Annotated in this window: 24 protein-coding genes and 4 pseudogenes; 3 read left to right on the top strand and 25 right to left on the bottom strand. The window is 58.4% G+C overall.

Features of this window, described 5'->3' with window-relative positions; genetic code table 11:
* Nucleotides 1–7: 7 nt before the first annotated feature.
* The 5 genes from wecB to RHIBR816_RS0117270 all read right to left on the bottom strand — a co-directional run bounded on the left by wecB (nt 8) and on the right by RHIBR816_RS0117270 (nt 5,483).
* Nucleotides 8–1,132, bottom strand: a complete 1,125-nt coding sequence (gene wecB / locus RHIBR816_RS0117290) for a non-hydrolyzing UDP-N-acetylglucosamine 2-epimerase (protein ID WP_018237834.1) — start codon at nt 1,130–1,132, stop codon at nt 8–10.
* A 265-nt stretch (nt 1,133–1,397) separates the two neighbouring features.
* A complete protein-coding gene (locus tag RHIBR816_RS0117285) occupies nt 1,398–2,735 on the bottom strand; it encodes an RkpR, polysaccharide export protein (RefSeq protein WP_018237833.1) in 1,338 nt (445 codons plus the stop codon).
* Complete coding sequence (locus RHIBR816_RS0117280; protein ID WP_018237832.1) at nt 2,736–3,395, bottom strand: ABC transporter ATP-binding protein; 660 nt, start codon at nt 3,393–3,395, stop codon at nt 2,736–2,738.
* A complete protein-coding gene (locus RHIBR816_RS0117275; protein ID WP_018237831.1) occupies nt 3,392–4,162 on the bottom strand; it encodes an ABC transporter permease in 771 nt (256 codons plus the stop codon). Before RHIBR816_RS0117275 ends, RHIBR816_RS0117280 begins: the two co-directional genes overlap by 4 nt.
* 4 nt (nt 4,163–4,166) lie before the next feature.
* Nucleotides 4,167–5,483 (bottom strand): capsular polysaccharide biosynthesis protein, encoded by a 1,317-nt coding sequence (locus RHIBR816_RS0117270; protein WP_026187110.1) that lies wholly within the window; start codon nt 5,481–5,483, stop codon nt 4,167–4,169.
* 411 nt (nt 5,484–5,894) lie between these two features.
* On the opposite strand from RHIBR816_RS0117270, the gene glmS reads away from it, so the two are divergent.
* Complete coding sequence (gene glmS, locus RHIBR816_RS0117265) at nt 5,895–7,721, top strand: glutamine--fructose-6-phosphate transaminase (isomerizing) (protein ID WP_018237829.1); 1,827 nt, start codon at nt 5,895–5,897, stop codon at nt 7,719–7,721.
* A gap of 125 nt (nt 7,722–7,846) precedes the next feature.
* Here glmS and RHIBR816_RS37990 read toward each other — a convergent pair.
* Nucleotides 7,847–8,105: pseudogene (locus tag RHIBR816_RS37990) on the bottom strand (transposase); the annotation flags it as partial.
* A 277-nt stretch (nt 8,106–8,382) separates the two neighbouring features.
* Between RHIBR816_RS37990 and RHIBR816_RS37985 the strand changes: the two are divergent.
* Entirely contained in the window at nt 8,383–10,350 is a 1,968-nt protein-coding gene (locus RHIBR816_RS37985; RefSeq protein ID WP_018237828.1) for a hypothetical protein, read from the top strand.
* Here the strand turns inward: RHIBR816_RS37985 and RHIBR816_RS0117255 are convergent.
* From RHIBR816_RS0117255 to RHIBR816_RS39035, 6 genes and pseudogenes are all read right to left on the bottom strand, one after another.
* The gene (locus tag RHIBR816_RS0117255) at nt 10,347–11,936 is read right to left on the bottom strand and encodes a heparinase II/III family protein (RefSeq protein ID WP_018237827.1); all 1,590 of its coding nucleotides are present in this window, start codon (nt 11,934–11,936) and stop codon (nt 10,347–10,349) included. The two genes, RHIBR816_RS37985 and RHIBR816_RS0117255, sit on opposite strands and share 4 nt — an antisense overlap.
* Before the next feature lie 8 nt (nt 11,937–11,944).
* Complete coding sequence (locus tag RHIBR816_RS35305; protein WP_018237826.1) at nt 11,945–12,658, bottom strand: hypothetical protein; 714 nt, start codon at nt 12,656–12,658, stop codon at nt 11,945–11,947.
* A gap of 10 nt (nt 12,659–12,668) precedes the next feature.
* Nucleotides 12,669–13,070: a hypothetical protein gene (locus RHIBR816_RS0117245; RefSeq protein ID WP_018237825.1), complete on the bottom strand. Its 402-nt coding sequence runs from the start codon at nt 13,068–13,070 to the stop codon at nt 12,669–12,671.
* Between the two features lie 1,155 nt (nt 13,071–14,225).
* Complete coding sequence (locus tag RHIBR816_RS0117240) at nt 14,226–15,143, bottom strand: nucleotidyltransferase and HEPN domain-containing protein (protein WP_026187109.1); 918 nt, start codon at nt 15,141–15,143, stop codon at nt 14,226–14,228.
* A 549-nt stretch (nt 15,144–15,692) separates the two neighbouring features.
* Nucleotides 15,693–15,842 carry a DUF6719 family protein gene (locus RHIBR816_RS39040; RefSeq protein WP_371259056.1) on the bottom strand — a complete coding sequence of 50 codons (150 nt, stop codon included), beginning with the start codon at nt 15,840–15,842 and terminating at the stop codon, nt 15,693–15,695.
* A gap of 622 nt (nt 15,843–16,464) precedes the next feature.
* Nucleotides 16,465–17,241: pseudogene (locus RHIBR816_RS39035) on the bottom strand (calcium-binding protein); the annotation flags it as partial.
* A 153-nt stretch (nt 17,242–17,394) separates the two neighbouring features.
* Here RHIBR816_RS39035 and RHIBR816_RS37550 point away from each other — a divergent pair.
* Nucleotides 17,395–17,682 carry a hypothetical protein gene (locus RHIBR816_RS37550; protein WP_157628201.1) on the top strand — a complete coding sequence of 96 codons (288 nt, stop codon included), beginning with the start codon at nt 17,395–17,397 and terminating at the stop codon, nt 17,680–17,682.
* A gap of 150 nt (nt 17,683–17,832) precedes the next feature.
* Here RHIBR816_RS37550 and RHIBR816_RS38425 read toward each other — a convergent pair whose 3' ends face one another.
* The 13 genes and pseudogenes from RHIBR816_RS38425 to RHIBR816_RS0117165 all read right to left on the bottom strand — a co-directional run bounded on the left by RHIBR816_RS38425 (nt 17,833) and on the right by RHIBR816_RS0117165 (nt 25,139).
* A complete protein-coding gene (locus tag RHIBR816_RS38425; protein WP_084811096.1) occupies nt 17,833–18,024 on the bottom strand; it encodes a hypothetical protein in 192 nt (63 codons plus the stop codon).
* A gap of 379 nt (nt 18,025–18,403) precedes the next feature.
* On the bottom strand, nt 18,404–18,634 hold the full coding sequence (locus RHIBR816_RS0117230) for a hypothetical protein (protein WP_018237822.1): 231 nt from the start codon (nt 18,632–18,634) through the stop codon (nt 18,404–18,406).
* 633 nt (nt 18,635–19,267) lie between these two features.
* The gene (locus RHIBR816_RS37545; RefSeq protein WP_157628200.1) at nt 19,268–19,432 is read right to left on the bottom strand and encodes a hypothetical protein; all 165 of its coding nucleotides are present in this window, start codon (nt 19,430–19,432) and stop codon (nt 19,268–19,270) included.
* A 113-nt stretch (nt 19,433–19,545) separates the two neighbouring features.
* Entirely contained in the window at nt 19,546–19,764 is a 219-nt protein-coding gene (locus RHIBR816_RS38420) for a type II toxin-antitoxin system VapC family toxin (RefSeq protein ID WP_245262606.1), read from the bottom strand.
* A 228-nt stretch (nt 19,765–19,992) separates the two neighbouring features.
* On the bottom strand, nt 19,993–20,118 hold the full coding sequence (locus RHIBR816_RS38885; RefSeq protein ID WP_018237820.1) for a hypothetical protein: 126 nt from the start codon (nt 20,116–20,118) through the stop codon (nt 19,993–19,995).
* A gap of 280 nt (nt 20,119–20,398) precedes the next feature.
* A complete protein-coding gene (locus RHIBR816_RS0117205; protein ID WP_018237818.1) occupies nt 20,399–21,565 on the bottom strand; it encodes an ATP-binding protein in 1,167 nt (388 codons plus the stop codon).
* A gap of 90 nt (nt 21,566–21,655) precedes the next feature.
* A pseudogene (locus RHIBR816_RS39030) lies at nt 21,656–21,875 on the bottom strand (hypothetical protein); the annotation flags it as partial.
* Between the two features lie 129 nt (nt 21,876–22,004).
* A complete protein-coding gene (locus tag RHIBR816_RS0117195) occupies nt 22,005–22,412 on the bottom strand; it encodes a type II toxin-antitoxin system VapC family toxin (protein ID WP_018237816.1) in 408 nt (135 codons plus the stop codon).
* Nucleotides 22,412–22,666, bottom strand: a complete 255-nt coding sequence (locus RHIBR816_RS0117190) for a type II toxin-antitoxin system Phd/YefM family antitoxin (protein ID WP_018237815.1) — start codon at nt 22,664–22,666, stop codon at nt 22,412–22,414. The genes RHIBR816_RS0117195 and RHIBR816_RS0117190 overlap by 1 nt, the downstream gene beginning before the upstream one ends.
* Nucleotides 22,667–23,342: 676 nt before the next feature.
* Nucleotides 23,343–23,546: pseudogene (locus tag RHIBR816_RS39025) on the bottom strand (hypothetical protein); the annotation flags it as partial.
* A 451-nt stretch (nt 23,547–23,997) separates the two neighbouring features.
* Nucleotides 23,998–24,276, bottom strand: a complete 279-nt coding sequence (locus tag RHIBR816_RS36040; RefSeq protein ID WP_084811095.1) for a BrnA antitoxin family protein — start codon at nt 24,274–24,276, stop codon at nt 23,998–24,000.
* A 255-nt stretch (nt 24,277–24,531) separates the two neighbouring features.
* Nucleotides 24,532–24,888: a type II toxin-antitoxin system HicB family antitoxin gene (locus tag RHIBR816_RS0117170; protein WP_018237811.1), complete on the bottom strand. Its 357-nt coding sequence runs from the start codon at nt 24,886–24,888 to the stop codon at nt 24,532–24,534.
* Nucleotides 24,885–25,139, bottom strand: a complete 255-nt coding sequence (locus RHIBR816_RS0117165; protein WP_018237810.1) for a type II toxin-antitoxin system HicA family toxin — start codon at nt 25,137–25,139, stop codon at nt 24,885–24,887. Before RHIBR816_RS0117165 ends, RHIBR816_RS0117170 begins: the two co-directional genes overlap by 4 nt.
* Between the last annotated feature and the right edge of the window lie 738 nt (nt 25,140–25,877).

Here is a 25,877-nt window from a genome sequence, read left to right as displayed (position 1 = left end):
CTCCTCTTTACTTACGGAACGCTTCCTGAATTGCAGATAGGATGCGTGTGCAGGCTTGCCCATCGCCGTATGGATTATGAGCGAACGCCATCTGATCGTAGGCTGACTGATCATTCATCAACTGGCGCACGCCGGCTACGATTTGGCCCAAATCGGTCCCGACGAGCTTGACCGTTCCCGCCTTCACTGCCTCCGGACGTTCGGTGGTGTCGCGCATGACAAGCACCGGCTTGCCTAAGGACGGCGCTTCCTCCTGAATTCCTCCGGAATCGGTGAGGATGATGTGAGCTCGCGTCATCAGATACACAAACGGCAGATATTCCAGAGGTTCGATCAAGTGAACGTTTGGAAGTCCATTTAGAATGCGTTCGACCGGTTGGCGCACATTCGGGTTGAGGTGCACGGGGTATACAAAATCGTCAGAAGGGAATTCCTCGCTCAGTTGCTGTATAGCTGAACAGATACGCTCAAATCCTTCTCCAAAATTCTCGCGGCGATGGCCCGTAATCAGTACGAGGCGCCCGCCGCGTAGAAAGGAGAAACGGGCTGCTAGATCGGATGCCAATTGTGTGTCGGTCTCCAACCTGTTTCGAACCTGAAGCAGTGCGTCAATCACCGTATTTCCGGTGACGTGAATTTCGCTGTTGGAAACACCTTCCTTCAACAGGTTTAAGCGTGATTCTTCGGTCGGAGCAAAGTGCAGTCTCGTTAACGCGGCCGTCAGTTTCCTATTGGCTTCCTCTGGCCAGGGAGAATATATATTTCCTGTCCGTAGGCCCGCTTCCACGTGGCCTATCGGGATTTGCTGGTAGTACGACGCCAATGTGGTGGCGAGTGTCGTTGATGTGTCCCCGTGGACCAACACCATGTCCGGCGAAAACCCCTTGAGAATTGGCTCTATGCGTATAAGAATCTCGCTTGTGATCCCGGAAAGGCTTTGACCAGGCTTCATAATATCAAGATCATAGTTCGGTTCGATATCGAACAGCTCGAGAACTTGATCGAGCATCTGGCGGTGCTGGGCGGTCACGCATACCCTTGCATCTATTGTGGGCTGTTCCCTCAGCGCTCTCACCAAAGGGGCCATCTTGATGGCTTCAGGCCGAGTTCCAAAAACGGTCAGAATTTTCATGCAAGCTGTCTCGCAATTAGTTTCGTTGCCACATCCGTGAGGGGAAGCGCGTCGGGCGACACCAGTATCCAAATGGCATAGGCTGGGCAACAGCTAGTGTCACAGAGTCCCCGAATTTTACTGTCCCGATGTTGAAATTTCTCCTGTCCGACATCCGAGCGGGCAATGTCGTTCTACACTAATTCCACACCTGGATTGAATTGTCCTCGGATGAAGCGTCGATCCAGCGTTCGACGGCAGCTTCGGAGTTAGCGCAGGGTCGTCGCTATGCCCGATCTCTGATGTTGTAATAGCTCATCACGCCGATCCCCCAAGCGAAAAGCAGGCCTAAAGTCGCAAGAAGCGCGTTCAACAACCGCGCGGGATACTGCGCCATTTCCGAGAGCGTCGGTTCAATGAAGAGCGCCAAATAGCGCTGCCGGTTGTTCGCCTCTATCCTGGCTTTTTCCAGTGAGCTCAACGCCGCCGTATAGGCCCGTTCGGCAAACTCGCGTTCGGTCTCGAGTTCCTCGAACTCGGCGATGCGGCCGGCGACGTCAGGGGCATCGGGATCGTTCGCGACGGCTTTCTTCTCCCCCGTCCCCAGCCGTTGGCGCTCGACCGCGAGCTGTTGTTCGAGGCTCTCGATGCGCGTCTTCAGCACGCGGATTCGTGGGGTGTCCTCGCTCATCTGGCTTTTGGCGGTAGCCAGGTCTGCATTGAGCTGCGTCAGTTGCTGCTCCAGCGAGCCGATGAGTTGGACTGCGAGCTTGGCTCCCTCCTCCGGACTGATTTCCTGGGACTTGTCGCGATAGTCGCGCAGTGCGGCCCGGGCCTTGGCAAGTCGTGCCTCGCCGGCCAGCACCTCGTCCTGCGCGGCCCTCAGCACATCGTTGCGCGCCGAAAGCGACAGGCTGTTCACGAGATTGTCGCTCTGATTGACAATAAACTGGGCGATCTCCCGCGCCTGTCTCGGATCGAAGGCCTTGACGTCTACCTGCATGATACCGGACGCGTGGTCGAAATTGACGCTCACCATGTCCCGCCAATAGGCGAGTTTGTCCTCAATCGGTAAGTCGGAGCCGATGCCGTAGAAATAATCGAGCCCACGCGTGGCGTAGACGTCCTCCAGCTTGAACCTGCGGTCGGCGTCAGCGGCCATACGCTCGCTCTGGATATAATCCATGAGGATATAGCTATCCGAAACCGTGCTGCCGCCGGAGGCCTGGGTGAACATGCCAAGAATATCGCTCGACATGCCGCCCTCGATGCTGCGCACGGCAAAGGAGGTGGTGCTGTGATACTGGTCCGCTGCGAGGAAGGCCATGTAGAGCGAGGCGAGCGTCGCCGGCACGGCAACGAGTCCGACGAAAGAGATGCCGATGATCGCATGACGCCAGCGGAGCTTCTTCAGCCAACCCTGCAGTGGACCGGGCTTTTTTTCCGGTTCGATCTTGTTGCGCTCGGGGAGCGGGATGACTGGCGCGCTCTCCTTGCCGAGCAGTCTCTCGAGCACGGCAATGCCCTCGTTCTTGGCGTGGGCTCTTGGAGTTGGAGTGGCGGGCCCATTGGCGGCCTCGGCAGGCCTCGGCTTGTCGGCTGCCGCGTCTTTGCTCGCCGCCATCTAGTTTCCTTTCATGTTCCTGTCGTGCGCGCGGATCGCGTCCTCGACGTCTTCATAATAAGTCAGCTTACCATTTTCCAGCACGACGCCGCAGTCGCAATAGTCGCGAATCGTACTGGTGCTATGCGAGACCATGATCACATCGGAATCCTGGAGCTTGGTCTGGAATATAGCCTGGCATTTCTTTTTAAAATTTGTGTCACCAACGGCGGTGATTTCGTCGACCAGATAATAGTCGAAATTGACGCCCATGCTCAAGCCGAAGGCAAGCCGCGCCTTCATGCCGGAGGAATAGGTGCCGACCGGCGCCTTAAAGAAGGGGCCGAGCTCGGCGAAATCCTCGACATAGGCGATCAGTTCTTCGGTGTCGATCCCATAGATGCGCGCGACGAAGCGTACATTCTGTTCGCCCGTCATCGTTCCTTGAAAGCTGCCGGCGAAGCCGAGTGGCCAGGAGATCTTGCCGCGGCGGATGATTCGGCCGCCGTCGAGCTTGGTTGCGCCGGCGATCAACCGGAGCAGCGTCGACTTTCCGGCGCCGTTGCGGCCGAGTAGGCCAACACTCTTGCCTCGGTTGAGGGTGAGCGAGGCGTCTTCGATGATGGGTTTCTTGATGCCCTTGGTGCGGGCATATTTCGTCGCCTGCTCGAATCGGATCATTCGTTTCTCAGCGTCTTTCGAGAGAAGGTGAAGACCAGCATTCCGGCAAACAATGTCAGAAATGCGATTCCGTAAAGATAGGTCATGTCGAGGCCAATGGCGCGGTATCCCGGATAAAAGCCCTTGCGGAAGACCATGACGATATGGACGAGCGGATTTATGAGTAGGAAATCGCGGTAGGGCGCCGGGATCGAATCCGGCAGGAAGAATACGCCGGAAATCATGAACAGCGGACGGTTGACGATGCTAAAGACTTGCTCATAGAGCGGGTACTTGAGAAAAAGCACGGCGTTGATCATCGCCACGCCGAGGCCAAAGAGACAGGCCATGGCGATGGCCTCCAGGATTGCCGGCCAGTGCAGATCGGTATCGACCCGCATGGTCGCGACGATGGTGCCGAGGACGATGAAGGCGACCAACGTCGTTGTGCAGACCTGAAGGACGAAGCGTGCCACGATCGTATCGATCGGCGCGACATTCGGGTAGCTGAGCAGCGCCTTGTTGGCGCGGACCGCGCTGTTCAGGTAGCTGGTCATCGCCTGGTAGAACTGAAAGGCGATGTAGCCGGTGGCGAAGAACAGCGCAAAACTGGTGCCGAGCGCCGGCGCGCGAGCGATTGCCCGGAAGATGAAGGTCATCAAGAGAATATGGGCGGCCGGGTCGAGCAGCGCCCAGATATAGCCGCCGGGCTTCGAGCCGAAGCGCGTCGCCATCTCCCTCACGAGCAGGGCGCCCACGACCCGGACATGGGTGGAGAGATAGCTCACGGCTTCACCCGTACGGATAGAGAATGCGGCCGATCAGCCGCAGCCGCCGGTCGGAGAGGCCGCGGAAAAAACCGATGGGGTCTGTCCGGAAATCTTCGATGTCGCGGTCGTTGCCGGCACGGCGGATGGCCGGCGCCACGACCGCGGTGAGCAGATGGCGCCAGCCGAGCACGCCGTAGGGACCCCACGGCCGCCAGGCCGGGCGGGAGGGGTTTGTGAGATGGGGCTCTTCGAGTTGCCGCTTGATCGCGGCGACGGTCGCTTCGAATGACGTTTGCTCTCCGGTGACGGGGTCGAAGTAGCGAGGATAAAGGAGATAGGCGCCGGCGAAAAGCGCCTCCGGCGAAAGCTTTCTGCCGCGGCGCGGATTCGGCTGCCTGTCGTCCGTCAGCCCCCAGCCGGCATAGAAAGGCAATCCCGCCGTCGTAACCTTGATTCCGCGCATGAGCGCCTCGAAGCCGGCCAGCGACGTGATCGTATAGACATGGTCGATCGTGCGCAGTGCTTCGGCGAGCGGCAAGCTCTCGGTCACCACGTCGCAGAGATGCGCAACTTCGGCGGGGTCGGAGCGGGCCGGACGGACGCGGCTCAACACGTCCGGGTGCGGCTTGTAGACAAGCTGGGCATTCGGCTGCTCGGCTGCGGCAAACCGCACCAAATCGTTGTTTGTCATCGGGCTCGGACAGCCGTGGCGGATCGAGGCATCGTCTTCGACCTGGCCGACGACCAGCACGCGCTTGCGCGTCTTTGGTCCATAAAGCTCTTCCGTCGTCCGCTGCAGCCCGCCATTATATTTGCTGATGCCGCTCTCCAGAAGAAGCGCGACGCCGGCGCGAGCCCGTTCCATCAGCGCCGCATCCGCCTCGAAGTCATAGGTTGAAAGCAGCACTTCGAGATCGGACGGCCGGTGGCAATCGAAATAGGGCGTCCTGCTGTCGAGCGCCAGCGACAGGGGAGGCGTACGGCTGGCGCTGGGCCGCGCCGAACGAAGGAAGGCGTCCTCAAGGAACAGCACGGGAATAGCTTGCTGCGCCGCGATGGCGGTGAGCGCCGGCGGCAGTTCTCGCCCCCAGACGAGGAATTCGCAACGCGCCTCCGCGAGAATTCTCGCTTTCCAGGCTCGATCAAATTCTCGCTCGCCTAGATCCTTCGGCAGGAAATAAAAACGACTGCCGGGGAAGTAGCGCTGGAGGAAGGGCCGTTTCCATTCGGTCACATGGACAGCAAAGATCGTCACCTGCTCCGGTGAAGGAGCAGAGGGAATGAACCCGCGTCCCTTTGCCGTTCCTGCGGTCTTTGCCTGTCGCCTCGTCACCGCCATCAGCGCCTGAAAACAAGAAAATCCACTGCTGTGTACATGTTTGCCTGATGATCCGCCAGCTGTCAGTCGTCATTCATCAAGCGAAAACCGTCCTTTCCTTCGGCGCGCCTAGGGGTGAAGCGCGCAACGCGCATATGAGGCGGAGAGTGCTGCGAGGAAAAGGGCAACGGTTACCGACGACTCGGTTAAACACTAAAAGTTACATAGAGAGGATTGTCTCCCGCGATAATTTCGTTACCAAGGCTTCGAGAGGGCGGCATCCGTCTTTGGGGACAGACAGCAGCGGGCCGGCTTATCGCTGACGTAGTTTCATGAGTTGGCGAAACTGGGCAGGCAGCCGCGGTGCTGTTTTCTTATCTTTCTGGCGATCCGGTGCGCCGTGTCAGCGTGCAAAAGAATGCGGAGTTATATATGTGCGGGATTGTGGGTATCGTCGGGCAGCAGCCGGTCTCGGAGCGGCTGGTCGATGCGTTGAAGCGCCTTGAATACCGGGGATACGATTCGGCCGGCGTTGCGACGATCGAGGGGGGAGCGCTGGATCGCCGGCGCGCCGAGGGCAAGCTCGTCAATCTCGAGGCGAGGCTGAAAGAGGAGCCGCTCGCCGGTAGCATCGGCATCGCCCACACGCGCTGGGCGACTCACGGGGCACCGACCGAGCGTAACGCCCATCCGCATTTCACCGACGGCGTCGCCGTCGTGCACAACGGCATCATCGAGAATTTTGCCGAGTTGAAGGACGAACTGTCCGAGACGGGTGCCGAATTCCAGACCGAGACCGACACGGAAGTCGTCGCGCAGCTGCTGGCAAGACTTCGCCGCGACGGCATGGGACGCCGCGAGGCGATGCACGCGATGCTGAAGCGGGTGCGGGGAGCCTATGCCCTTGCCGTTCTTTTCCAAGACGACCCTTCGACGATCATGGCGGCCCGCAACGGCCCGCCGCTGGCGATCGGCCATGGTAACGGCGAGATGTTCCTTGGCTCCGACGCCATCGCGCTCGCGCCTTTCACCAATGAAATCACCTATCTGATCGATGGCGACTGGGCGGTGCTCGGCAAGACCGGCGTCCATATCTTCGACCTGGACGGCAATCCCGTCACACGGCCGCGACAGCTGTCCACAGCCGCAGCCTATATGGTCGACAAGGGCAACCATCGTCATTTCATGGAGAAGGAAATCTACGAGCAGCCGGAGGTCATCTCCCACGCGCTCAGCCACTATATCAACTTCATCGACCATCGGGTGCTGCCGGTTTCGGACAACATCGACTTCGCCAAGGTGCCAAGCCTGGCGATCTCCGCCTGCGGCACCGCCTATCTGGCCGGGTTGATCGGCAAGTACTGGTTCGAGCGCTATGCCCGCCTGCCGGTCGAGATCGATGTCGCCTCCGAATTCCGTTATCGCGAGATCCCTCTGTCGCCGCAATCGGCCGCCCTCTTCATCTCGCAATCGGGCGAGACTGCCGACACGCTTGCCTCGCTGCGTTACTGCAAGGAGCACGGCCTGAAGATCGGCGCGGTCGTCAACACGCGCGAATCGACCATTGCGCGCGAGTCCGATGCCGTCTTCCCCATTCTCGCCGGTCCTGAGATCGGTGTCGCGTCGACCAAGGCCTTCACCTGCCAGCTTGCCGTTCTCGCCGCCCTCGCGGTCGCTGCGGGCAGAGCGCGCGGCACCGTCAGTGAAGAGGAAGAACAGGCGCTGGTCAGGAACCTTGCCGAGATGCCGCGCCTCATGGGGCAGGTGCTCAACAGCATCCAGCCGAAGATTGAGTTCCTGTCGCGCGAATTGTCGAAATGCCGCGACGTGCTTTATCTCGGCCGCGGCACCAGCTTCCCGCTCGCCATGGAGGGTGCCCTTAAGCTCAAGGAAATATCCTACATCCACGCGGAAGGCTACGCCGCCGGCGAACTGAAACACGGTCCGATCGCACTGATCGACGAGAACATGCCGGTCATCGTGATTGCGCCGCATGACCGCTTCTTCGACAAGACCGTCTCCAACATGCAGGAAGTGGCGGCGCGTGGCGGAAGGATCATCCTGATCACCGACGACCGGGGTGCTGCCGCTTCGAAGCTCGACACGATGCACACGATCGTGCTTCCGAATGTCGACGAGATCATCGCGCCGATGATTTTCTCTCTGCCGGTCCAACTGCTCGCCTATCACACGGCGGTCTTCATGGGCTCCGATGTCGACCAGCCGCGCAACCTCGCCAAATCGGTCACCGTCGAATGATTGTGATCAGCTTATCACGTCGGTCCGGTGCGGGATCACGGGTAGCCGACTGCTAACATCTGTCCAGCCTTTCGTGCGATCGTTTCGTCTGTCGCTGACCCGTGTGGGAGTTCGCGGATCGGGCTCCGGCCGTCTTCCAGAAACGGTGAAAAACATCCCAGCGCTTGAGCATGTAATCAATCGGCTCGATGACAAAGAGGATTTGCTGAGCGTGGCGCGCTCTCGTTTCGCCACTCGCGCAAGTCATCGAACAGCGGTTTGCGGTTCTTCGGCGCTTGATCCATTGATCTGGCGACCGTTCTCGAATTGCGCATCGTGCCGTTGAACGGTCTCCAGGGCGATCGGCGAGATCGGCGTGCCTCTCCGTTCGCCGTCACGGGCACTTCCGGATAGCCGACGTCGACGACAACATGGAGCGCACGGACTTTCGAGAATGCAGCTAGCCACAATCACTGCCAGCGCAAGAAGAAGCTGACGTTTGTTCCCGCAAATGCGCGGCGCGTGTCGGTGGTTGCCGATTACACAGCAGATGGCGCTCAAGACATTCCGTATCGGCGATTTGTGACGGTGCACTACCCATCTCGCGGGCTGACCGAAGCCACGACCCTGTTGCGGCGAACAATGGCGTTTACCAGAAGCTCGGTGATTCCGGCACTGGGGCGTGGGTGCGCGTCGCGCCGACCTGCCGTTCAGCTTTATCATTGCATCTGATGTCGGCGATGGTACACCAAACGCTATCCAGGCCACGACGAGCATCCCAGTAAGCGAGTCCGCGTTGATATGGATGAACATCTTTGAGGCAAACACCGGATTTCCGGTGACCATCAGCTTCAATGGAGGGGCGCCGATGACGATCAAGACTAATAGCGGCGGTAGCATCGCAGCAGGTGGTTTCGTTGCCGGCATGATCGTTATGGGGATCATCTCTGGTGCAACGTTCCGGCTTGTGAGCGATCAGTCTTCAAGCGCGATTCTTGCTGCAGCAGAAGATGCCGCAGATCGTGTTGAAGCTGCGGCCTCGGCTATCAACTACGTCACCGGCTATGGCGCCGTAGACCTTACTGGTGCTGTTAGCGCGCAAACTGTGATCGAGGCTGCTGTGGCTTGGTCATACGCGAATAACACGCCGCTGTTCTGGCCTGACGGCACGTACCTCTCGACTGCAACAATCCCGAACTTCCATGACGTTCGTCACGAAGGTCCGGGCGTTGTGAAACGGGGTACTGATCTGTTCGCCGTCAATCCAGCAGAGGGGCAGACAAACACCCTCTACGTCTCTACGGGCGGCTCACCCACCGCTGACGGCCTATCGTCCTCGCAGCCGATTTCGTCGCTGCAAGGGGCTTTCGACGCGCTAAAACATTATTGGCCGCTGGACGGTAAATGGGTCGTCAAACTTGCTGCCGGCACGTATTCGGCTCCGTCGCAAAGGACTGCGCGGCTTGGGCACGCCAACAGCGACATGACCGCTGCCGGCATAGACATGAAGAACGCCATTACGATTCAGGGGCCTGATGTCGGCTATGATCCGGCGACCAACCCTGAGCCTGTCCCGACTGCAATTTTTGATGCAGGTGGTGCTGCTGCTGTTGGCATCCAGCTTGAGCGCGGCGTGAAGGCTCTCGTCAAGGATATCAAGTTCCAGAACTATAGTGGTAGTTCAAGTTCTATTGGTCTGTCTATAGATGGTGCCGGCTGGCTGAGAACAGAAAACGTTCATGCTTCCGGCTCCGTTTATGGTATCAGCGCCACCAATCATGCCTTGCTCGAGGTAAAAGGCGGAGCAATCACAGCTTGTACGACCGGCATTAGGTCGCTGTTCAACACAAAGCATGAAATCGGGAACCAACTGGCAGGGGCGGTCGGGCAAGGACCGTTTATTCGAAGCTGCACTTCGAGTGGCTTCATGGCCCAAGAAGGTGCGACAGGCCACTCTGATTTCGTCACCTACGAAGATAACGCCGTCGGTGTTCTCGCTGCGGTAAATGCCCGCGTGAATCTCAATGGCTCGACTTTCAAGCGCAATACTGTCGCTGTTCGGGCGCAGGCGGGCAACGTGTTTCCGTCCGGCGTCAACTGGTACATGGGTACCACTGACGCCAATACAGAAGTTATTCGAGTTCAGGACGGCGGTTCTATTGCTTCTGAGAATTCCACAGCGTGGCGAGAGATCGCGGCAAATCTCGCCCCAACCGCATCTTCCGGCACTACGGAAACCACTGTCGCCAGCTTCACGCTGGACACCTACAAACTGTCAAGTGTTCCTACCTCAATCTACCCAGGCAAGGCGATTAGAATTCGCGCCGCTGGCACGATTACGGGTGTCGCCGGCACAAAGAGCGTAAGGGCTCGTCTCGGTGGCTCACTCCTCGCGGGGGCGACCATTGAAGCTGATGCGAACGGCGGGTTTGTCTTTGAGGCGGAAATTCGCCTTCTCACCTCTGCCACGCAGGCGACGGCGCTCAAGCTTGAGACCGGTATCGGTACCAATCGCGTAAAAGTTGGAACGGGAACATCGACGGTTAACACCATCGCTGCGGGAACATTGCCGCTAACGTTCACGGTCCAATGTGCCAACGTGGGGGATGGCGTGACGACGAGTTGGGTCTCGGCAGAGATAAAGGGTTAATCCCAAGAGAGCGTGAATGTCTCGTCCATCGATGTGGTCCTAACGAGGAAGGATACATCGAAGGCCGGTTCGACCTTGTTGGGCTTTATCGAGCGCCAGCCAGAGACAGTTGGCTCCGACTGTCCCGAAATGATCTTGGACGGCATGCTCGACAAAATTCTCAGCGTGCCGCTCTGGCCTGTGATCGTGACGCCATCTGGAGTTCGGGAGACCTTCTTGTCCGCAGGGATCAGAAAGCGCGTTCCGTAAATGGCATAACCGTTTTCTGATCTTGCAGATACGCGCTCATGAGCCTTATCGGAAACAGGGTCAACTTGATCCCTGATTGTGATGGAGCGGTTGACGCGATCGAACGTGACGGTTCGTCTCGCTTCGAAGCCGCGCCACATCCTCGTCTCTCCGGTCACCTCGAAGGTTCTTTCGGCGCTGCGAGATGAGACGATCTGCGAATGCTGGCCGATGGCGGCCATATCTCGCCACGCCCGTTCTCCGACAACGTAAGGCAGGCTGTGAGAATCGGCAGAACGCATGTATATACGCATCGGGTCTTTCGGCTGATGCGCATACATCCCGCCGTCGATCAGCCATTCCTCGCCCGAGCCGAACAGTGACAAAGACAAGTCGTCGTCATGACGGTGTGCCTGGCTGAGAAATCCTGACTTGAACGACCCGTGTAGGGCCTGTGTGTCCCATCCGCTGCGGAAAAAAGCCCAACCGCTATCGGGGAGAACAAGATCGTTTGAGGCGGGTTGAGGCAGTCGGCGCACGGTGAAGTCGGCGGTGTCGCCAATGTGGGGCAGTTTGCGATCGGGCCGCGTCATGTGCGCCAGAATCGTCTCGGCCCGATCAAGGCCGGCAGTATCGATTTCAGTGCCTGTGTACGCCAACGTTATTTCGTTCGCATGCTTCATCTGCGCGATGCCGAAGTGATGATAGCCGGTGCTGTTTTCGACATGGCCGCCGTCTGGGGCGAATGCTGCGGAAATCTCGAACCGGATACGATCAAGCGCCAGGTGTTCTGTTTCGCCGTCCGCCATCTCCTGCGAGTATTCGAACAGCGCAATGCTCTGATCCAAGCCGTGGTTATTGCCCTTCTGGTAGAAGCTCTCATCCTTCAGCAACTCGGCATGTTCGCGGCAGACTGCATCCAGAAGCGGATCAATTTTCGGCAGGATTTGGCTTCGAACGAGAAGAAGGTTGACTAGCCGTAGCGCGGTAGCGTGGTCGTGCCACGGCATATTTGTCTGGACCCTGGGAGCGTCCCGAAACTTAGACCACCACTGGTCGAGCATGGCGAGCGCTCGATCTGCGCCTTCGGTGCTCATGTTGTGGCGATCGAACGCGATCAGGTCGGGAATGAATGCAAATTGATGGACCTGCCATCCGAGCGTCCGCGGCTTGTCGTGGAGTTGGTCCCAGTGACCGTCGCCGAGTGAGACGGTCCCGAACTGTGGGGTGTCCCACGTCTCGGAGGTGATTACTTTCTGCCCCGACGCAGCTTGAGCCTTGGTGAGGCGGGTCAGCTTCTTAAGGTGCCAAAGAGAGGTTGCCTCTTGGGCCGGGGCTGGCATTGTCCAACGGAGCATGTTTCTCTCTAAATCGTTGTGTTTTCGGCGGTCCGGTAGTTGTCGATTAGCGCAACGTATTTATCGTTAGGGACATCGCGCAGCGCGATGAACATGCTCTTGTATCGAAGGCAATTCTGAGCTGTGATCGTCCCGAGTTCTTGGGCTGGCGCTCCTGCTACGATAGTCAGAGGCGGGACATCTCTCGTAACCACGGCGTTTGCGCCGACAATTGAAAGGGAGCCGATCTCAATGCCGCCCAGGATTTTGCAACCAGTGGCCAGGTACGCATAATCTCCAATCAATGGGACGCCGACGCGCTTTCCTTCTGCGCTCAAGCGGATCTTGCCGCCAGAGCGGCCGCCGAGCGTGACATTCGCACCGATCATGGCCCCCTTGCGAATTTCGCAGTCGCGGTGAATCACGATGCCAATGCCGCCGTAGCCGAACCTGACGCCTTCACCGAATTTAACTGAGTTGGGGATAGATGAGTTGTGTAGTAAGTAATTTAGGTTCTGGCACTTGACGGCACTCTCCGTGTCGCCACGTTTTAGATACTCCTGCGCGGCTCGCCATATTCGATACGCATCGGGAACTCCCCTGGTAAGCAATCCGTCGAACTGATCCAACAGAGGGTCGACGGCAACATCAACCAACGGCTTTGTTTTGACGGGGATGCATGGAAGCGCCTGGTGCCTGACACGGTTCCATAGGCGCTGCATGTAGGAAGAGATAGCGTTCATCTCGGGTGTGTCACGGTGAGGTCTCTTGCAGGATCGAGGTGGAAGCCGCCTTTATTGTCGCGAGACAAATGGCAGTTGCCGGATTGAACGCAGTCACGACTTCTCCATCGGCAACCGTCGCTTTGGCATACCCTGAGTGATAGCTAAAGCCACCCGCCATGCCAGGTAGCGCGTAGTCGAACAGAGATTTCGCTGCATCGAGGCTTTCGGTGAAGCGCGGAACCACCCCGAATTGTAGCTCGCCGCCGTTGGGATCGGTCCACGTAACCTTTATCTCTTCTGGCTTGCTTCCGCTCGTAGGCACTATGGCCTTCTTGCGGCGGTAATTGAACAACTGCGCGATAGCGAGATCCATCTGCCTCTTTGGCTCTCTCAGAGCCTCTAGCTCTGCAATGATTTCCTGACGTGTCATCGATCATGCCCGGTTGTCTGCTGGTAGAAAATTTTCTCGTATGAGAGTGTCGATGAAGTCACTGCGCGCAGCGAAGGTACTTCATCAGCGTTCTCGACAGCCTTTTGCCGAAATGGAGATTTTGGGCCAGTTTTCCTCGTCGCCTAGTTCCAGCTCGGCAACTGCATGCGCCAACCGCTCGACCTGATCCATTACCCTGTCCGGCTCCCTGCATCCGGCGACCGTATCCCATCAGAGGTTTTGGGCGCAAGCCACTTTCCAAAGACAGAACCACCATCGGCCGCTGTGCGGGCCACCCACCACACACCAATGGATCGCGCGAAATTCTTCGCGACGGTGCGCTCGCCCTTGTTCGCCGGCAAGTACGATCGCGCAACCGCACGCCAACGCCGCAGACACTGTGACGATTGAAAGTCACGACGTCTTCTTACTGGGCTGAGTCGGATGGCTCGCAGGGTGTGGTCGACGACCGCACCCTGGCAACTAGCTGCGGCACGTGCATTCAACGTTCTGAGATGACATGCTCAGCTGAAGAACTGCATTGATGAAGATCCAGCATCCCGGCAGGATCGACGCCTTCTGTCGTGTTTCATCCGTTTCCGGCCAAGGCCACTTTTACAGGAATCCTCAATGACCATCACGATCACGTCTCCGCGTGGGCGCGCGCTTTTATGCATGGCCACGAAGCCAACCCGCTGACCTGTTATCTGGATCCGGTTGGCGTGCCTACGATCGGCACGGGCTCGAAGATGGCCGGGTTTGTCTCACGAACAATGCCGCGGGGCGCTTTGCGGGGCTCTTGCCTGAGAACTGGAAGCGCGTCGCTGGTGGCGCACTTGCTGGCGCCTTAAAGGTGCCGGCTCATATCGCTCGCCTGAGGTTCACCTCGATCAGGAGAAGGCGACAGTAGCCGCTTCACAAGAGTTCCTTTATCGCTGCTGTCAAGAGCCACACCGTGTTTACAATGGGATCCAATTCACCACGCTCGGCGCTGTCGCCTCGACTCCGCCGCTGATTGGGAGACGATCCTCAACGGTGAAGGCTTTTGGGCCCATGCCTTCGATTAGCCGCGCTACGAAAGATATCGAACACCACAAAAGCAAGGCAAGCATCCATGGATCTGGATCGACGGCGTTGAACCTTCGTTGCAGAGATTCATTCTCCGCTGTTGAAGGCAGCACACTCCAATGCCGCTAGCCTTTCCTTGCAGATCGCCTCGACGAGACGGTGAAGGTGTTCGGTCCGTTCGAGAAGCCACCCGAGCGTATCTTCAGTAATTTCGAAGTGCTTCGAGTAGCGGGCCTTTACATAGGCCTCGTTCAGGATGTTGTACCAAGCCGTAAAGCGATGCTGATCGCGCGGCCAGGCGCCAATAAGGCGATGGTCCTGCTCTTCTGCAAGGCCGCGCAGAAACTTAAGATTATGCGACGGCGGACTGTAGTTGGTAAGGACCAAAAGGATAGCCGCGTACAATTGTTCGATCGCTTGGTGTAGTAGAAAAGCCGCTTCCTTGAGGTCTTGTTCCCTGATGCAGAACGTTGCGGTTTTTAAGAAAACCTTGGCGTGCGGTATCCGGTCATCGAAATATTCCTTGGCAATTCGAAAAGCATCGGCGGGCGAACGCCGTTTCGGTTCTGCCAGTGACCGGTCGTCGAGTTCGTAGAGCATTATGCCCTCGCGCAGAATGTCGACGAAGAAATACTGCCCATCGGCGAGGAAGTTGTTCACCTCGCGGGCGCCGTGGACGATCGGGCTGACCGGCGTCGAGATCCCCTTGTCCCACATCAGCCGGTCGGTCGCCTTGTCCCAGTATTCCGGTGCGGCAAGCTTCTTCGAATTGACGATGACGAGAATGTCGTAGTCGGAGCGGTAGCCCTTCATCGTGTGTGGCTCGTCGACGAAGGTGCCGCGGGCATAGGAGCCGAACAGAATGATTTTCAGGATTCGGCCGCGCTTTTTAAACGCGGCAGAGCTTCCTTCCAGTGCATCGGCGAACTCCTCGTGAATGATCTCCACCACGCGGGCAAGCTCGAGCTGCTTCTTCTCTGGCAGATGTTCCAGGCTCGTTCTCATATCCAACCGATAGGACAAAGACGACTAGCCGTCTACTGTCTGTATTCATTGGGTTTGACCCAATGGGTGCCAATTCACGTTGGAAATACCTCTGCGAAGATGTCGCGCGTCGTCAGGAGTGTTCTTAGGTTTTTGATGAGCGAAGTGTTGTACCGGACGCATGGCTAACACTTTCCGCATTTAATGGTGGTGTCGATGCCGTGGAAGAAAAGCTCTAGATGACGGAGTGTCTCCCCTTTATTGCTCGGTCGCTTGATGACGCGAGCAGGTTCAATACCACTGTGTGGACTCCTTTTTACCCGTAAGTAAAAAGGAGTCCAGCGTCTGAGCGTTCGATTTCACAGACGTGCAATTTGTGCGCCAACGAATGTACGGAAGCAATAGGTTGCAGCGCGTTTGCACAGGCAATGTTCCGCAGTCGTTATCGCCTGAAGGGTGACCGGCGACCACACCCATGGTCGCGCGTGCCTGGCGCGACGACGGCGGGTCGAACCGCATTCACAAATTCAGATCACGCGCGTCCGTCTCGTTGTCGCTGTACACTTCGCCTCAAGTGGGCCTGGCGATACACTCCCGCTTTCTCGGTATATTCGCGGTGGTATAAGCGCCTGCTAGCCGTTTGATCTGGCCGGGTGGGCAAGTTTCGAACCCAATCTGAGCCTGCCGGGAGGAGGCTCTTCCGTAAGCGTTCGCGTGCACCCAACCCAGAAGACACGTGCTGAAAAAGAAAGAGGCTCAATTTTTCCATCGTGTTCATAGTATTTTTCTCATCACTCACTTCAAAGCAGGAAATGCTCTTTCTGGAGGGTGACAGCGTCGTTGAGGTGGACGCAAAGTCGGCTTTCTTGTCGCCATTCACATCAGCGTAGATGTAGGTGTCCGAGGTTGCCTTGTCGTACCGCAGTTGCCCGGCCTTACCGGTAAAGGCACCCGTCCCTAAGAAGCTGAATGTCTGATTGCCGGAAATGCCGGTATTCGCGTCGATCGACGAAAGGTCGATCTTGTCTCCGGCTGACGCCGAGAAGTCAAAGATCGTGTCGCGCCCGGACGTGGCAACGGTGGAATCCGACGTCGACTTGAACACAAACGTGTCCTTGCCGAGGCCGTCAGTCATCCGATCCGCGCCGACGGCTCCGTTGAGTACGTTATTAGCCGAGTTGCCGCTCAGGGTGTTGGCGAGATTGTTGCCCGAGCCATTGATGGCCGCGGTTCCGGTGAGCGTCAAGTTTTCGACATTGGAGGCCAGCGTATGGCTCGCACTCGACTTGACGGTATCGGTCCCTTGGTTCGCAGCCTCGCCGATCGTGTCGCCGCCATCGGTGATATAGGTGTCGTTGCCGACGCCGCCGACGAGGCGATCGGCACCGGTACCGCCGTTGAGCGCGTTTGCCGCTGAATTGCCGGTCAGCACATTGGCAACGCTGTTGCCTGTGCCATTGATGGCAGCGGTTCCGGCCAACGTCAGGTTCTCGAGGTTAGCGGCAAGCGTGTAAGAAACCGTCGACTTGACGGTATCGGTGCCCTGGTTTGCAGCCTCGACGATCGTGTCGGCACCGTCGAACATATAGGTGTCATGCCCCAGGCCCCCGACAAGGCGATCTTTGCCCTTGCCCCCATCAAGGACGTTGGCGCCGGCATTGCCGGTGAGATCGTCCTTGTGGCCGCTGCCCGTCAGGTTCTCGATTCCGAGAGTGATGTCGGGAATACGCAAGCCCAGCTGCTCATCGATCATGGCCGCGAACGACGTGAACAGTTCCGAGGAGGTGAAATCGTCCACCGGCATTCCGCCAAGGAGGATTTCGACGAGCTCCGTCAGGACACCGCCCGAAGCATCGCCGCCGCTGTTGAGCCAGAAAGCACCGAGATTTGCGGTAACAGCTTCCGACGATGTCGAATAGTCAGCGGTATCGTTTCCAGTGTCGCCGACTAGAAAATCGAAGCCTGCGCCGCCGCGCAGAATATCGTTGCCGATGCCGCCGAAGAGGAGATCGATGCTCTCACCGCCGTCAACGGTATCGTTACCCTCGCCGCCGACAAGGGTATCGTTGCCACATCCGCCGACGAGGGTATCCGAAAAGCTTTTCGTCTCGGTGGGCAGTGCGGTGGAATCGTCGGCGCTGCAGCCGCAGTCTTCCTCGCTTTCCTGCCAGGGTTTGAGTTTGCCGGTACCGGCCGGTACAAGGGAATTGGGATCGGCCTCGCCGAAAATAATGTCATCTCCGTCGCAGCCATCGATAGTAACGAGCTGCCAGTGAAAGCCACTAAGTGCGAAACCGCCTTGGCCAAAGGTGCCGGCTTCCTAGGTGGCGTTTCACGCTCTTCCGGCAACGCATCAAGCGGTGCTCAAGCGTGGGAAGCGCCTGAGGTCAGAAAAAGCGAGGTTGCCACGGTCGTCGAAGAAGTCGCCGCTCGAGGTACGCTGAAGTCGATTGGCCTGAGGCTTGGCTACAGCGAGGGATATGAAAACAGGGCTGGCAAGGTTGCGCTGGTCGAGGCCGCCAGAGTGCTGGGCTGCAGCGAACGACAACGAGAAAGTTGAGCGGCATGTGCCCATTCGCGGCGCGAAGTAACGTATCCTGGTGAAGACATTGCTATCGACCCGGCCACAGCGCCGGGTCTTCTCTTTTCGGTCCGCGGCCTTATTTCGCGACCGGTCCCGCGTCACGTGTGAACGCGGGACACATTGCAGTCAGTATCTCCATCTCGGAGCGCGCTTCACATTGTGAAGCAATTCAGAAGCCGTGGCGAAATCGCCGAAGATAAGGGTTAGCCGCCGCTCTTCCTCCTGGCATAAGCGCTGTCGGCGGCAAAAATCGTGAATATTCCACACCTTAGTAGTAACATGCTTGGAAAGCTCATCGGCTTCAACGCGTACAACCATCCTCGCTCCTCCCAAAGCTTAGGGAGTGAGACTATTATACCAAAGTCTAATGAAGCAAGGATAAAGAGTAAGTATTACTTATTTCCTTAAGTATTACTTATTGCCTGGCGCCGTCTCCTCCGGCGACGGGCGATCGTGCGGCCGGCTCCCTTCAGTGGTTGAGCTGGCCGCTCTCTTTCCTCACTGGAAAAGAAAAGCCTGGCGCCGATGCATCAGCGACAGGCTAGGTCGGTACGCGATACCCGGCGGCGCTGGGAGGATGAGCGTCGCATAACTGACGTATAGTGCATGAGTGCACAAAAATAAAGCAAAAACGCAAATGCCCAATCTGGCGGCAAGCCGGTGACCGGCTCGGCGTCGAGCTCTCATTGGTGAAAAGCTACTGACTCATTGAATACCCGACGTTTGGTGCATCGTCGCCGTCTCCTTGGGCAAGGAATTGGGCGAGTGCCGAAAGCAATGCTGCCGCACTATAACGATCCAACAAAAACTCGATCGTTTCATTTGCGAAAGATTTGAGTTCAATAATCCCAAGAAGCGGGTCCCTCAAAAGTACAACGATGTCGTTGCTTAGAAACTCAGCTCTCGTCGTGTTCTGATTGTCGTTCATCTGTGACTTACCCGAAAACTGCCCGGCACAAGCAACGGAACGGCACTTCAGCTTACAGAATATAAGAACCTGATAAAGTACCAACCTAGGGCTTCTTTGGAGTTATTAAGGGTGAAGTGATTGTCGACGTAGTCTCGCCGTCGCGCCGCATCTCGCCTACCACCGATGGTACGGGCTCAAAGCCTGGCAAGACGCCCGAGACCTGCAGCTTTGCCGGCAGCCCCTTTGTGAGCGCTGCCTTCCAATCGGAGATAGTCACCGAGGCGACGGTCGTGAACCGTCGCACTCCTCATCGCGGAGACTACGCTGTTCATCGATCCAAACAATCACGAGAACGTGTGCCAGCCACACCATGACGGGCTGATCCCGCGCGAGGAGAGGCGCGGTCACGTCATCGGGTGTGATGTCGATGGCCGCCCGATCGACCCCGAGCACCCATGGAACCGGGCCGGAGGGGTGGGTGACGAACAGTCGGCGTTCAGCCGCGCCCGTGCCCCACCTCCGTACGCACTGTGAGCAATTTTGAAGAGGGGGATGTTCGCCATCCCCGTAAGGGATGGGCATGTCGGACGCGATGTTGGCGGAGCCCGATTGGTTTCAGCCGCGAATGCCGGCTTGAAGCAGTGACGTTGGTCAGGAGTGCGCCGTCAGCGTCGCGCAGGCCGCCCGCGACGTGTCGGCTGGAGCGACGCCGATCGCGCCACGGTTGAACCGGCCGAAACGGACTCGAGCCTCGACCATCTCAGTACCGAATTGCTGACGGACAAGCATGCTGCCGCGCGAAACGAAGAATGACACGACTTCCGGCTTTTGCGTCGTCTGTGGTCTTTGCCGGCAGCCCTCCGCGGCTAGAATCCGCACAACATCGGTTTGTGGAATTGGCGGCGCTCGGATCGGTGCCCTATCAGTGCTCATGCGCAAGTGGACCCACGATTTGTGAGGCCTTCGGCCCGCGCGGCGGCGGCCATCTTTCGGTCCGCGGTCGCAAGCGGCGGCTCACTCAATTTCGCCAGCGCGACGTAGGTTGCGTCGTAGCCCGACAGCCCATGCTTGAGAGCAAGACCGACGACGGATACGCCATCGCCGACGGCTTCGTCTTTGAACGGCAGGCCGTGCAGGCTGAGCGTCATGGCAAGCGCCGTGCCTGGGTTTACCCGGCCACGCCTTTCTGCCCATAACGAACAGCTTGCGGATCTCGAACCAGAACAGCGACGGCACCGGGCAAGGTGCCTCCCCCCAGCGCCGCGATGGGCGGCTCGGCAGCCTCGCTCTGCTCATCGGGCAGAAACCAGCATACCGAACAGAGCCAAACCAAATGAAGTTGGCAAGGCGGACGATCTACACGCGCATAGTCGAGATCACTCGGCTTGTTCGAAGCTGAACACGAGCGCGGCCTTGGAGGGCGCGTCCTGGAAGAACGAGACACCGATGCGGTGCGGGACATCATCAGGCAGTTCCACGAGACAACGGTTTTCCGCAATCACTCTTTCTCCGATTGGAAGCCGAACGAGCATTCAGTCTGATTGTCCAGGCCTCCGCGCATGATCTGCCCGGTTGCAAGCTGGAACGGCAAGCCGGTCGCCGTGGCTTGGGCGGTTACCGCGCAGTTTGAGAGTGGCCCTGTTGCCACATAGCCACCATTCGATCTGATCGCCGCCGGCTCCAACGCGCCTCCGCTTGCGTCAGTGGTGATAAGGCGCTGCATCTATGGAACGCGTCACGCCAGCATTTCGATCGGCAGCTGCAGGTATGTGTCTGAAGGCTTCAGACAAGTTCGCGCAAAAGCTTTCCTGCAGCCGAAAGCGGCACTGCCTCGACACCGTTCATCAGAGGAAATATTTCGGAACCCGGATACACGACGAGGCGCTTTTCGGGGTTTATTGCCTCACAGGCGAGGTAAAACCCCTTTTCCACTTTGGGAGCGAGGCTGCGTTTGATCTCGATCGCCCAAGGGCGGGCCCCGGGAGGCGTGATGAGTAGATCGATCTCGGCTCCCGCGGCTGTCCGGTAGAAGTTCAAGTGACTGCCATAGGGGGCGGCCGCGGATAAAGTCTCGATAACGAAACCTTCCCAGCTTGCACCGGCGACGGGATGACCAAGGATCTGGTCATGGTTTGCCAGTCCCAGGAGGGTGTGAGTTATCCCGCTATCGCGAACGTATACGCGGGGTGATTTAACCAAGCGCTTGCCGACGTTGGCATGCCAGGGCTCCAGGCGCCGCACAAGTAGCAGATCGACGAGCAGGTCGAGGTAGCTCGCTACAGTCTTGCCGTCGACGCCGAGCGCGCGGGCAAATTCTGCCGCGTTGAGAAGGCCCGACTGATGATGGGCGAGCATCGTCCAGAAGCGTCTGAGCGTTTCGGCTGGAATGCGAGGGCCGAACTGCGGGATATCCCGTTCCAGGTATGTCCGGATGAAATCCTGTCTCCAGCGCTGGCTTATCCGGTCGTTCGTGGCAAGGAAACTGTCCGGAAACCCACCTCGTACCCAGAGAGGAATGATATCTTTGTCGGCGACCTCTAGACCGTCGATTGGATGCATCTCCTGATAGGCGATGCGGCCGGCGAGGGTTTCACCGGACTGTTTCAGCAGATCCATGGAGGCCGATCCAAGCAAAAGGAATTGTCCGGCCCTTCTACCTGATCGCCGCGCGCGATCGATGAGTCCACGCAGGTTTTGAAAGAGGTTCGGGAGGCGATGAACTTCATCGAGAATGACGAGCTTGTCGACGTGTTGCTCGAGGTAGAGCTCCGGTTCCCTGAGCTTGGCGCGATCGGCGTCAGACTCGAGATCGAGATAGACCGAGGGTCGCCGCTCAGCGATAGCAAGTGCAAGCGTCGTCTTCCCCACCTGTCGCGGGCCGATAAGTGCGACGGCGGGGTAGGCATCGATGAGTTCTGTCAGCGTGGTGGTTATATAGCGCTCAATCATCCTTGCATTTATGGAGATATATTCCAGAATTGCAAGGATGGAGGCCAGAGGATGATGAGTTTAGGGAGGCTACATGAGGAGCGTATGCGCTCCCCTCCAATGCGGCGGCGGCAGGTTTGCGCTGATCTCACAGTCACATTTCTCGCGACCTTGGAAGTGCCCGGCTGCGAATGCGAGACCTGAAGTAATCGCAATCCTCCTGAGTGCGATCATTGAAAGGCACGGCGACTACTGCAGCGATCCCGAATCCCTCGACCACATGGCCGAGCCAATCGAAGTGCGTTTGGATTTGGTGCCAGGGAACCTCCATTTGCGCAGCGTCCTGATCTACTCGGCGTTCTAATTTTGCTCGGCCGTCACATCGATAGTCCACAAATCGGGAGGCTAGTGTGGTGGGAAGCAAGATCCTCCGGCGGGTCCGTTGCGACCGCTGGACCGCTCATGCCGGCGTCTCCCAAGGATTGATCACCGATGCGTCTGTGTCTTCAAAGTCCTTGACGTTGCGCGTGACGAGGATCAGGTCGTGAACGATCGCGGTCGCGGCAATCAGCCCGTCGATATCCCCACGCGGCCGGATCGCGGCGATGCGGCCCCCTTCGACGGCAATCTGGTCGGTCACCGGCAGGATGCGGTCGCCATGCTCGTGGCGCAGCTTGCGCAGCCATTCGGTGAGGTGAGCGGCAGCCTTCGGATCCGACTTCTGCTTCAGGGCAATGCCGCGCATGATCTCGCCGAGGGTCAGCGCACTCAGGTGGATGCTGAGCGGATCGACCGAGCGCAGCCAGGCAACCGCCTGCGGCGCGCCGCGGCGCGCTTCGGAAACGATGTTGGTATCGACGAGATACATCAGAAGGCCACGCCGCGGCTTGGAGTGTTGGCGCGGTCATCAACCGCATCGGCGAGCTCATCGTCCCAGGCGGGACCCCCGAGCAGATCGTCGACCAGCGTCGGCCGGCCGGCGCGCAGAGCGTCGTAATCGCGGGCGGACAGCACGACGGCCGTGCGCTCGCCGCGGAGCGTGACGATCTGCGGTCCCTCGTGTCGCGCCTTCTGCACCACTTTCGAGAAGTGGTTCTTGGCGTCCTGCAACTGCCATTCCATTGTTTTGCTCCGAGTAAGCTAGCCTGTCTAGCTATATACAAAGACTTTCCGGCGGGAGAAAGCGGGAATTTTCAGCGACTGCGGAGACTTCGGCCTCGATCGGGCGGCTTATCGGGCATAACTGTTTTCTGGCTAGGCTGTGCGGTTCTTGGCGAATTCTATGGCATCCGCTTCGCCACCGCCGATGTCGTGCCCTCCACCCGCTCAGCTACCGGGTTGGGCGGTACCATGTCCCGCGGCTGAACGAGCTCGACGCCGTTTTCTCGAACGGACCGAGACACGGATGGCGAGGGAACTGGCGGGATCGAGGCTGATTTCCTCCTGGCCGCAAACCATGGCGAGCAGTTTGTCGAACTCACGTTGAGCGGGATGTTCAACTGATCGGCGGCGATGCGGCGCGACACCTTGATCGCCTCGGGGATGGAGTTGGCGACGCAGCGGAAAGCGACGGCGTTGCCGAGGCAGCGACGTTTGTCGAACTGGAGAGCGTGTTGTGCGGGCGGCAAGGACGCTGCCTTAGATTCGTTGACCGTGTTATGGGCCAACAAGCGTGCCGGCGGGGTAGGCATCGACGCGTGGTAGCTATATAGCGGGCAATCATCCTTGCATTTATGGAGTGTTATTCCAGAATTGCCAGGTTGGAAGCCTGGGGAAGTTACGCGAGGGGCGTCTGCGCTCCCTCCAGATGCCGCGGCGGCAGGTTTGCGGAGGTCTCACAATCCCGCTTCTCGCGCCCGTGGAAGTGCCCGGCTGCGAACGCGAATCGCCATGGGTGCGATCATTAGAAACGCCACGGCGACTACGTCAGCGATCCGAGCCCTCGACCACATGGCCGAGTCAATCGAAATGCGCGTGGATGTAGCCCCCAAGAAATGTCCATCTGCGGATCGCTGCCGATCCCTATTCATACGTCAATCGAGATATTTGGCGGAGCTCGTCCCGGCGCCAGCTGCGGTCTGCCAAATCCGGAATCCTCCGCCACATATATTCAGATGCTATTCAGCAGTTGCACGACGGCGTCACTTGGTCGGAAACGGACGCCGAGCTCGCCGGAGACTCCAGCCTTTCTCGAGTCCTTTGCGCATCGTCTCGACATCCGCGGCGGCATAGCGTTGGTTGTGGCGACCTGTGCGTGCCCGAGCCAGGCTTGGATTGTCAAAAGGTCCACACCGGACTGGAGAAGCTTCATGGCCAAGAGAGTGTCCGAAGATGTGCGGCGATATCTCGCTCGGCGCCGCCTCAGCGATGGGCGGCGAGCGTCCTTTCGCTACCCGAGAAGTGGAATGCGCGCACGACGAACGGGCGCAGAACCTCGCCGGTTTCCGCGGAAATTATCGCTTCGCTCGCGATGTATCGATCTTCTCGGCAAGCCAGATCTTGATCCGCGACTGATACGGCACGTCACGCTTGCCGGCCGCGACCTTGGTCTGTTCCAGCAGAGAGTTAGGCAGACGCAGCGAGATCGAGGTGGATGATGGCCTCAGGTTCGGCAATCGCACCTTCGCCGCCTTGCTCCAGTCGATATGATCGGCGGAGTCGTGGTGTTCCCAATAAGTCCGCTCCTGGGCCTCGGTGCTGAAGTCCGGCCCGGGATCAGGCTTCCTGCTCATAATAGCTCCGCTCCTTTCGGCTCATACGCCTCTACCTTCCGTCGTCGGCGCGACCGAGCGCATGAATGCGCTGCTCGCTCAAACTATGCCTCAGATCTGGCACCGCGAACGGCGCCAGGGCGAACTACTGCATGTTTCCTTCAATCGTAGCCGATTGAAGGACAAAAACATGCAGCAATTCAAAGTGCTACAGCGTCCTTAGTGCGTCTGATAAGACGCACGGCGCTGTAGGGACCTATTGTCAGGGGACGAGCATTACGCTGACAGGCGCGCCTCGGCAAAGTTTGCTGCGGCTTCTTCCAATGCCTCTTCTGCCCACTGGTTGAGACTCTTCCCCGAAAGCTCGGCAGCAAGAGCTGCTCGGCGGTGGACTTCGGGAGCGACACGGAACATCATCTTGCCAGAATAGGGTCTCTGAGGCTCTTTGCCTATCTTCCTGCAGGTCTCGAGGTAGTCATCGACTGCCTCATGGAAGGCCTTCTTAAGTTCAGCGACACTGTCACCGTGAAAGCCGATTACATCGGAGATACCTGCAATCCTGCCGAAAAACACTTCGTCCTCAGCGTCGAATTCGATGCGAGCGTGATATCCATTGTAAGTCATGGTGTTCATGGTGTTACTCCAATCTGCGCCAGGAACTCGCGAGCATCGCGCACCTGATAACGCTTTGCTTCCTTGTCCGGATGAGGTCGATGGAAGCTCGCAACTATGCCGTCTTTTTCGAACTTAACGCGGGAACCGCTTCCCTCGATTACACTCGCTCCGGCAGCCACAAGCAGGTTCTCTATGGCGGCCCATTCAATGTTGCCAGAAACAGTATCCTTGAATACGGCCGCGAGGGTCTTTCTCTGCTTGCTGTTCATGCTAGCAAATATAAAGGCGCTTGCTGATTATGCAAGCATAATCTCAGCAGCATAGTAAATTTAACGGAGATAAGCGCACCACCAGTCCTACGCTTGCATGCGCGGCAGATTAAGACCAGAGCGTGCCCCTGGATAAGATTTTTGGTGCCGCCCCAAAGCTGTTGCGCCTGCTCTAGCCGCTTGTCGCAGCCGGGCCATCCTCCGCGACCTAGTTGCCAGAGAGCGTCGAGATTGCACATCTACGGACGGATAGCGTTAGCCGCAAGCTCGAGCGCAATACGTTCCGCTCCTACCATGAAATAACCCCATGCGCGGCGCCAGCCCATCATCCCGGGGTCGCAACCAAGCTCGGACGCGGCGACCGCCACCTCCGTTGTCCTTTTGGTTCCTTCGGCGCGCAACAGCACCAATCACTAATCACCAATCAGGTTCGCCTCAGCCTCGCCGCTTCGTTCTGCGTCGGCGCTTTGCCGCTTCTGGAATGAAGCTGAATGAGTCAGGCGTTGGACCCTGGGGAGGGTTCCTTCAAGCGGAGCAGCTTGCCGGGGGCAGTCGGTCCCGGTTTCCGCCCTTCGGGCGGCGCTCTCGCTAAAACCTCCTGCGGCTGCCCTTTTAACCGGTCAAGCTGCGCGCGAACGGGCTCCGGCGCCAAAGCGCCTGCGCCTGGTACGCTCTTTTTGTCGGGCACTCACAAGCCTGTGCTCGCCCTGGCTTGTATACGCGAATTTGTTGGCAAGT

Source organism: Ensifer sp. BR816, assembly GCF_000378985.1.
GTDB lineage: Bacteria > Pseudomonadota > Alphaproteobacteria > Rhizobiales > Rhizobiaceae > Sinorhizobium.
Note: the sequence above shows the minus strand (reverse complement) of the source record. Positions and strands in the feature narration are given on the sequence as shown.

Bases quoted from the DNA above. Each gene is read 5' to 3' on its own strand.
- wecB (WP_018237834.1), bottom strand. From the start codon at position 1,132: ATGAAAATTCTGACCGTTTTTGGAACTCGGCCTGAAGCCATCAAGATG.
- RHIBR816_RS0117285 (WP_018237833.1), bottom strand. From the start codon at position 2,735: ATGGCGGCGAGCAAAGACGCGGCAGCCGACAAGCCGAGGCCTGCCGAG.
- RHIBR816_RS0117280 (WP_018237832.1), bottom strand. From the start codon at position 3,395: ATGATCCGATTCGAGCAGGCGACGAAATATGCCCGCACCAAGGGCATC.
- RHIBR816_RS0117270 (WP_026187110.1), bottom strand. From the start codon at position 5,483: ATGGCGGTGACGAGGCGACAGGCAAAGACCGCAGGAACGGCAAAGGGA.
- glmS (WP_018237829.1), top strand. From the start codon at position 5,895: ATGTGCGGGATTGTGGGTATCGTCGGGCAGCAGCCGGTCTCGGAGCGG.
- RHIBR816_RS0117255 (WP_018237827.1), bottom strand. From the start codon at position 11,936: ATGCTCCGTTGGACAATGCCAGCCCCGGCCCAAGAGGCAACCTCTCTT.
- RHIBR816_RS35305 (WP_018237826.1), bottom strand. From the start codon at position 12,658: ATGAACGCTATCTCTTCCTACATGCAGCGCCTATGGAACCGTGTCAGG.
- RHIBR816_RS0117245 (WP_018237825.1), bottom strand. From the start codon at position 13,070: ATGACACGTCAGGAAATCATTGCAGAGCTAGAGGCTCTGAGAGAGCCA.
- RHIBR816_RS0117240 (WP_026187109.1), bottom strand. From the start codon at position 15,143: ATGAGAACGAGCCTGGAACATCTGCCAGAGAAGAAGCAGCTCGAGCTT.
- RHIBR816_RS38425 (WP_084811096.1), bottom strand. From the start codon at position 18,024: ATGGTTGTACGCGTTGAAGCCGATGAGCTTTCCAAGCATGTTACTACT.
- RHIBR816_RS0117230 (WP_018237822.1), bottom strand. From the start codon at position 18,634: ATGAACGACAATCAGAACACGACGAGAGCTGAGTTTCTAAGCAACGAC.
- RHIBR816_RS38420 (WP_245262606.1), bottom strand. From the start codon at position 19,764: ATGACGCTCAGCCTGCACGGCCTGCCGTTCAAAGACGAAGCCGTCGGC.
- RHIBR816_RS0117205 (WP_018237818.1), bottom strand. From the start codon at position 21,565: ATGATTGAGCGCTATATAACCACCACGCTGACAGAACTCATCGATGCC.
- RHIBR816_RS0117195 (WP_018237816.1), bottom strand. From the start codon at position 22,412: ATGTATCTCGTCGATACCAACATCGTTTCCGAAGCGCGCCGCGGCGCG.
- RHIBR816_RS0117190 (WP_018237815.1), bottom strand. From the start codon at position 22,666: ATGGAATGGCAGTTGCAGGACGCCAAGAACCACTTCTCGAAAGTGGTG.
- RHIBR816_RS36040 (WP_084811095.1), bottom strand. From the start codon at position 24,276: ATGAGCAGGAAGCCTGATCCCGGGCCGGACTTCAGCACCGAGGCCCAG.
- RHIBR816_RS0117170 (WP_018237811.1), bottom strand. From the start codon at position 24,888: ATGAACACCATGACTTACAATGGATATCACGCTCGCATCGAATTCGAC.
- RHIBR816_RS0117165 (WP_018237810.1), bottom strand. From the start codon at position 25,139: ATGAACAGCAAGCAGAGAAAGACCCTCGCGGCCGTATTCAAGGATACT.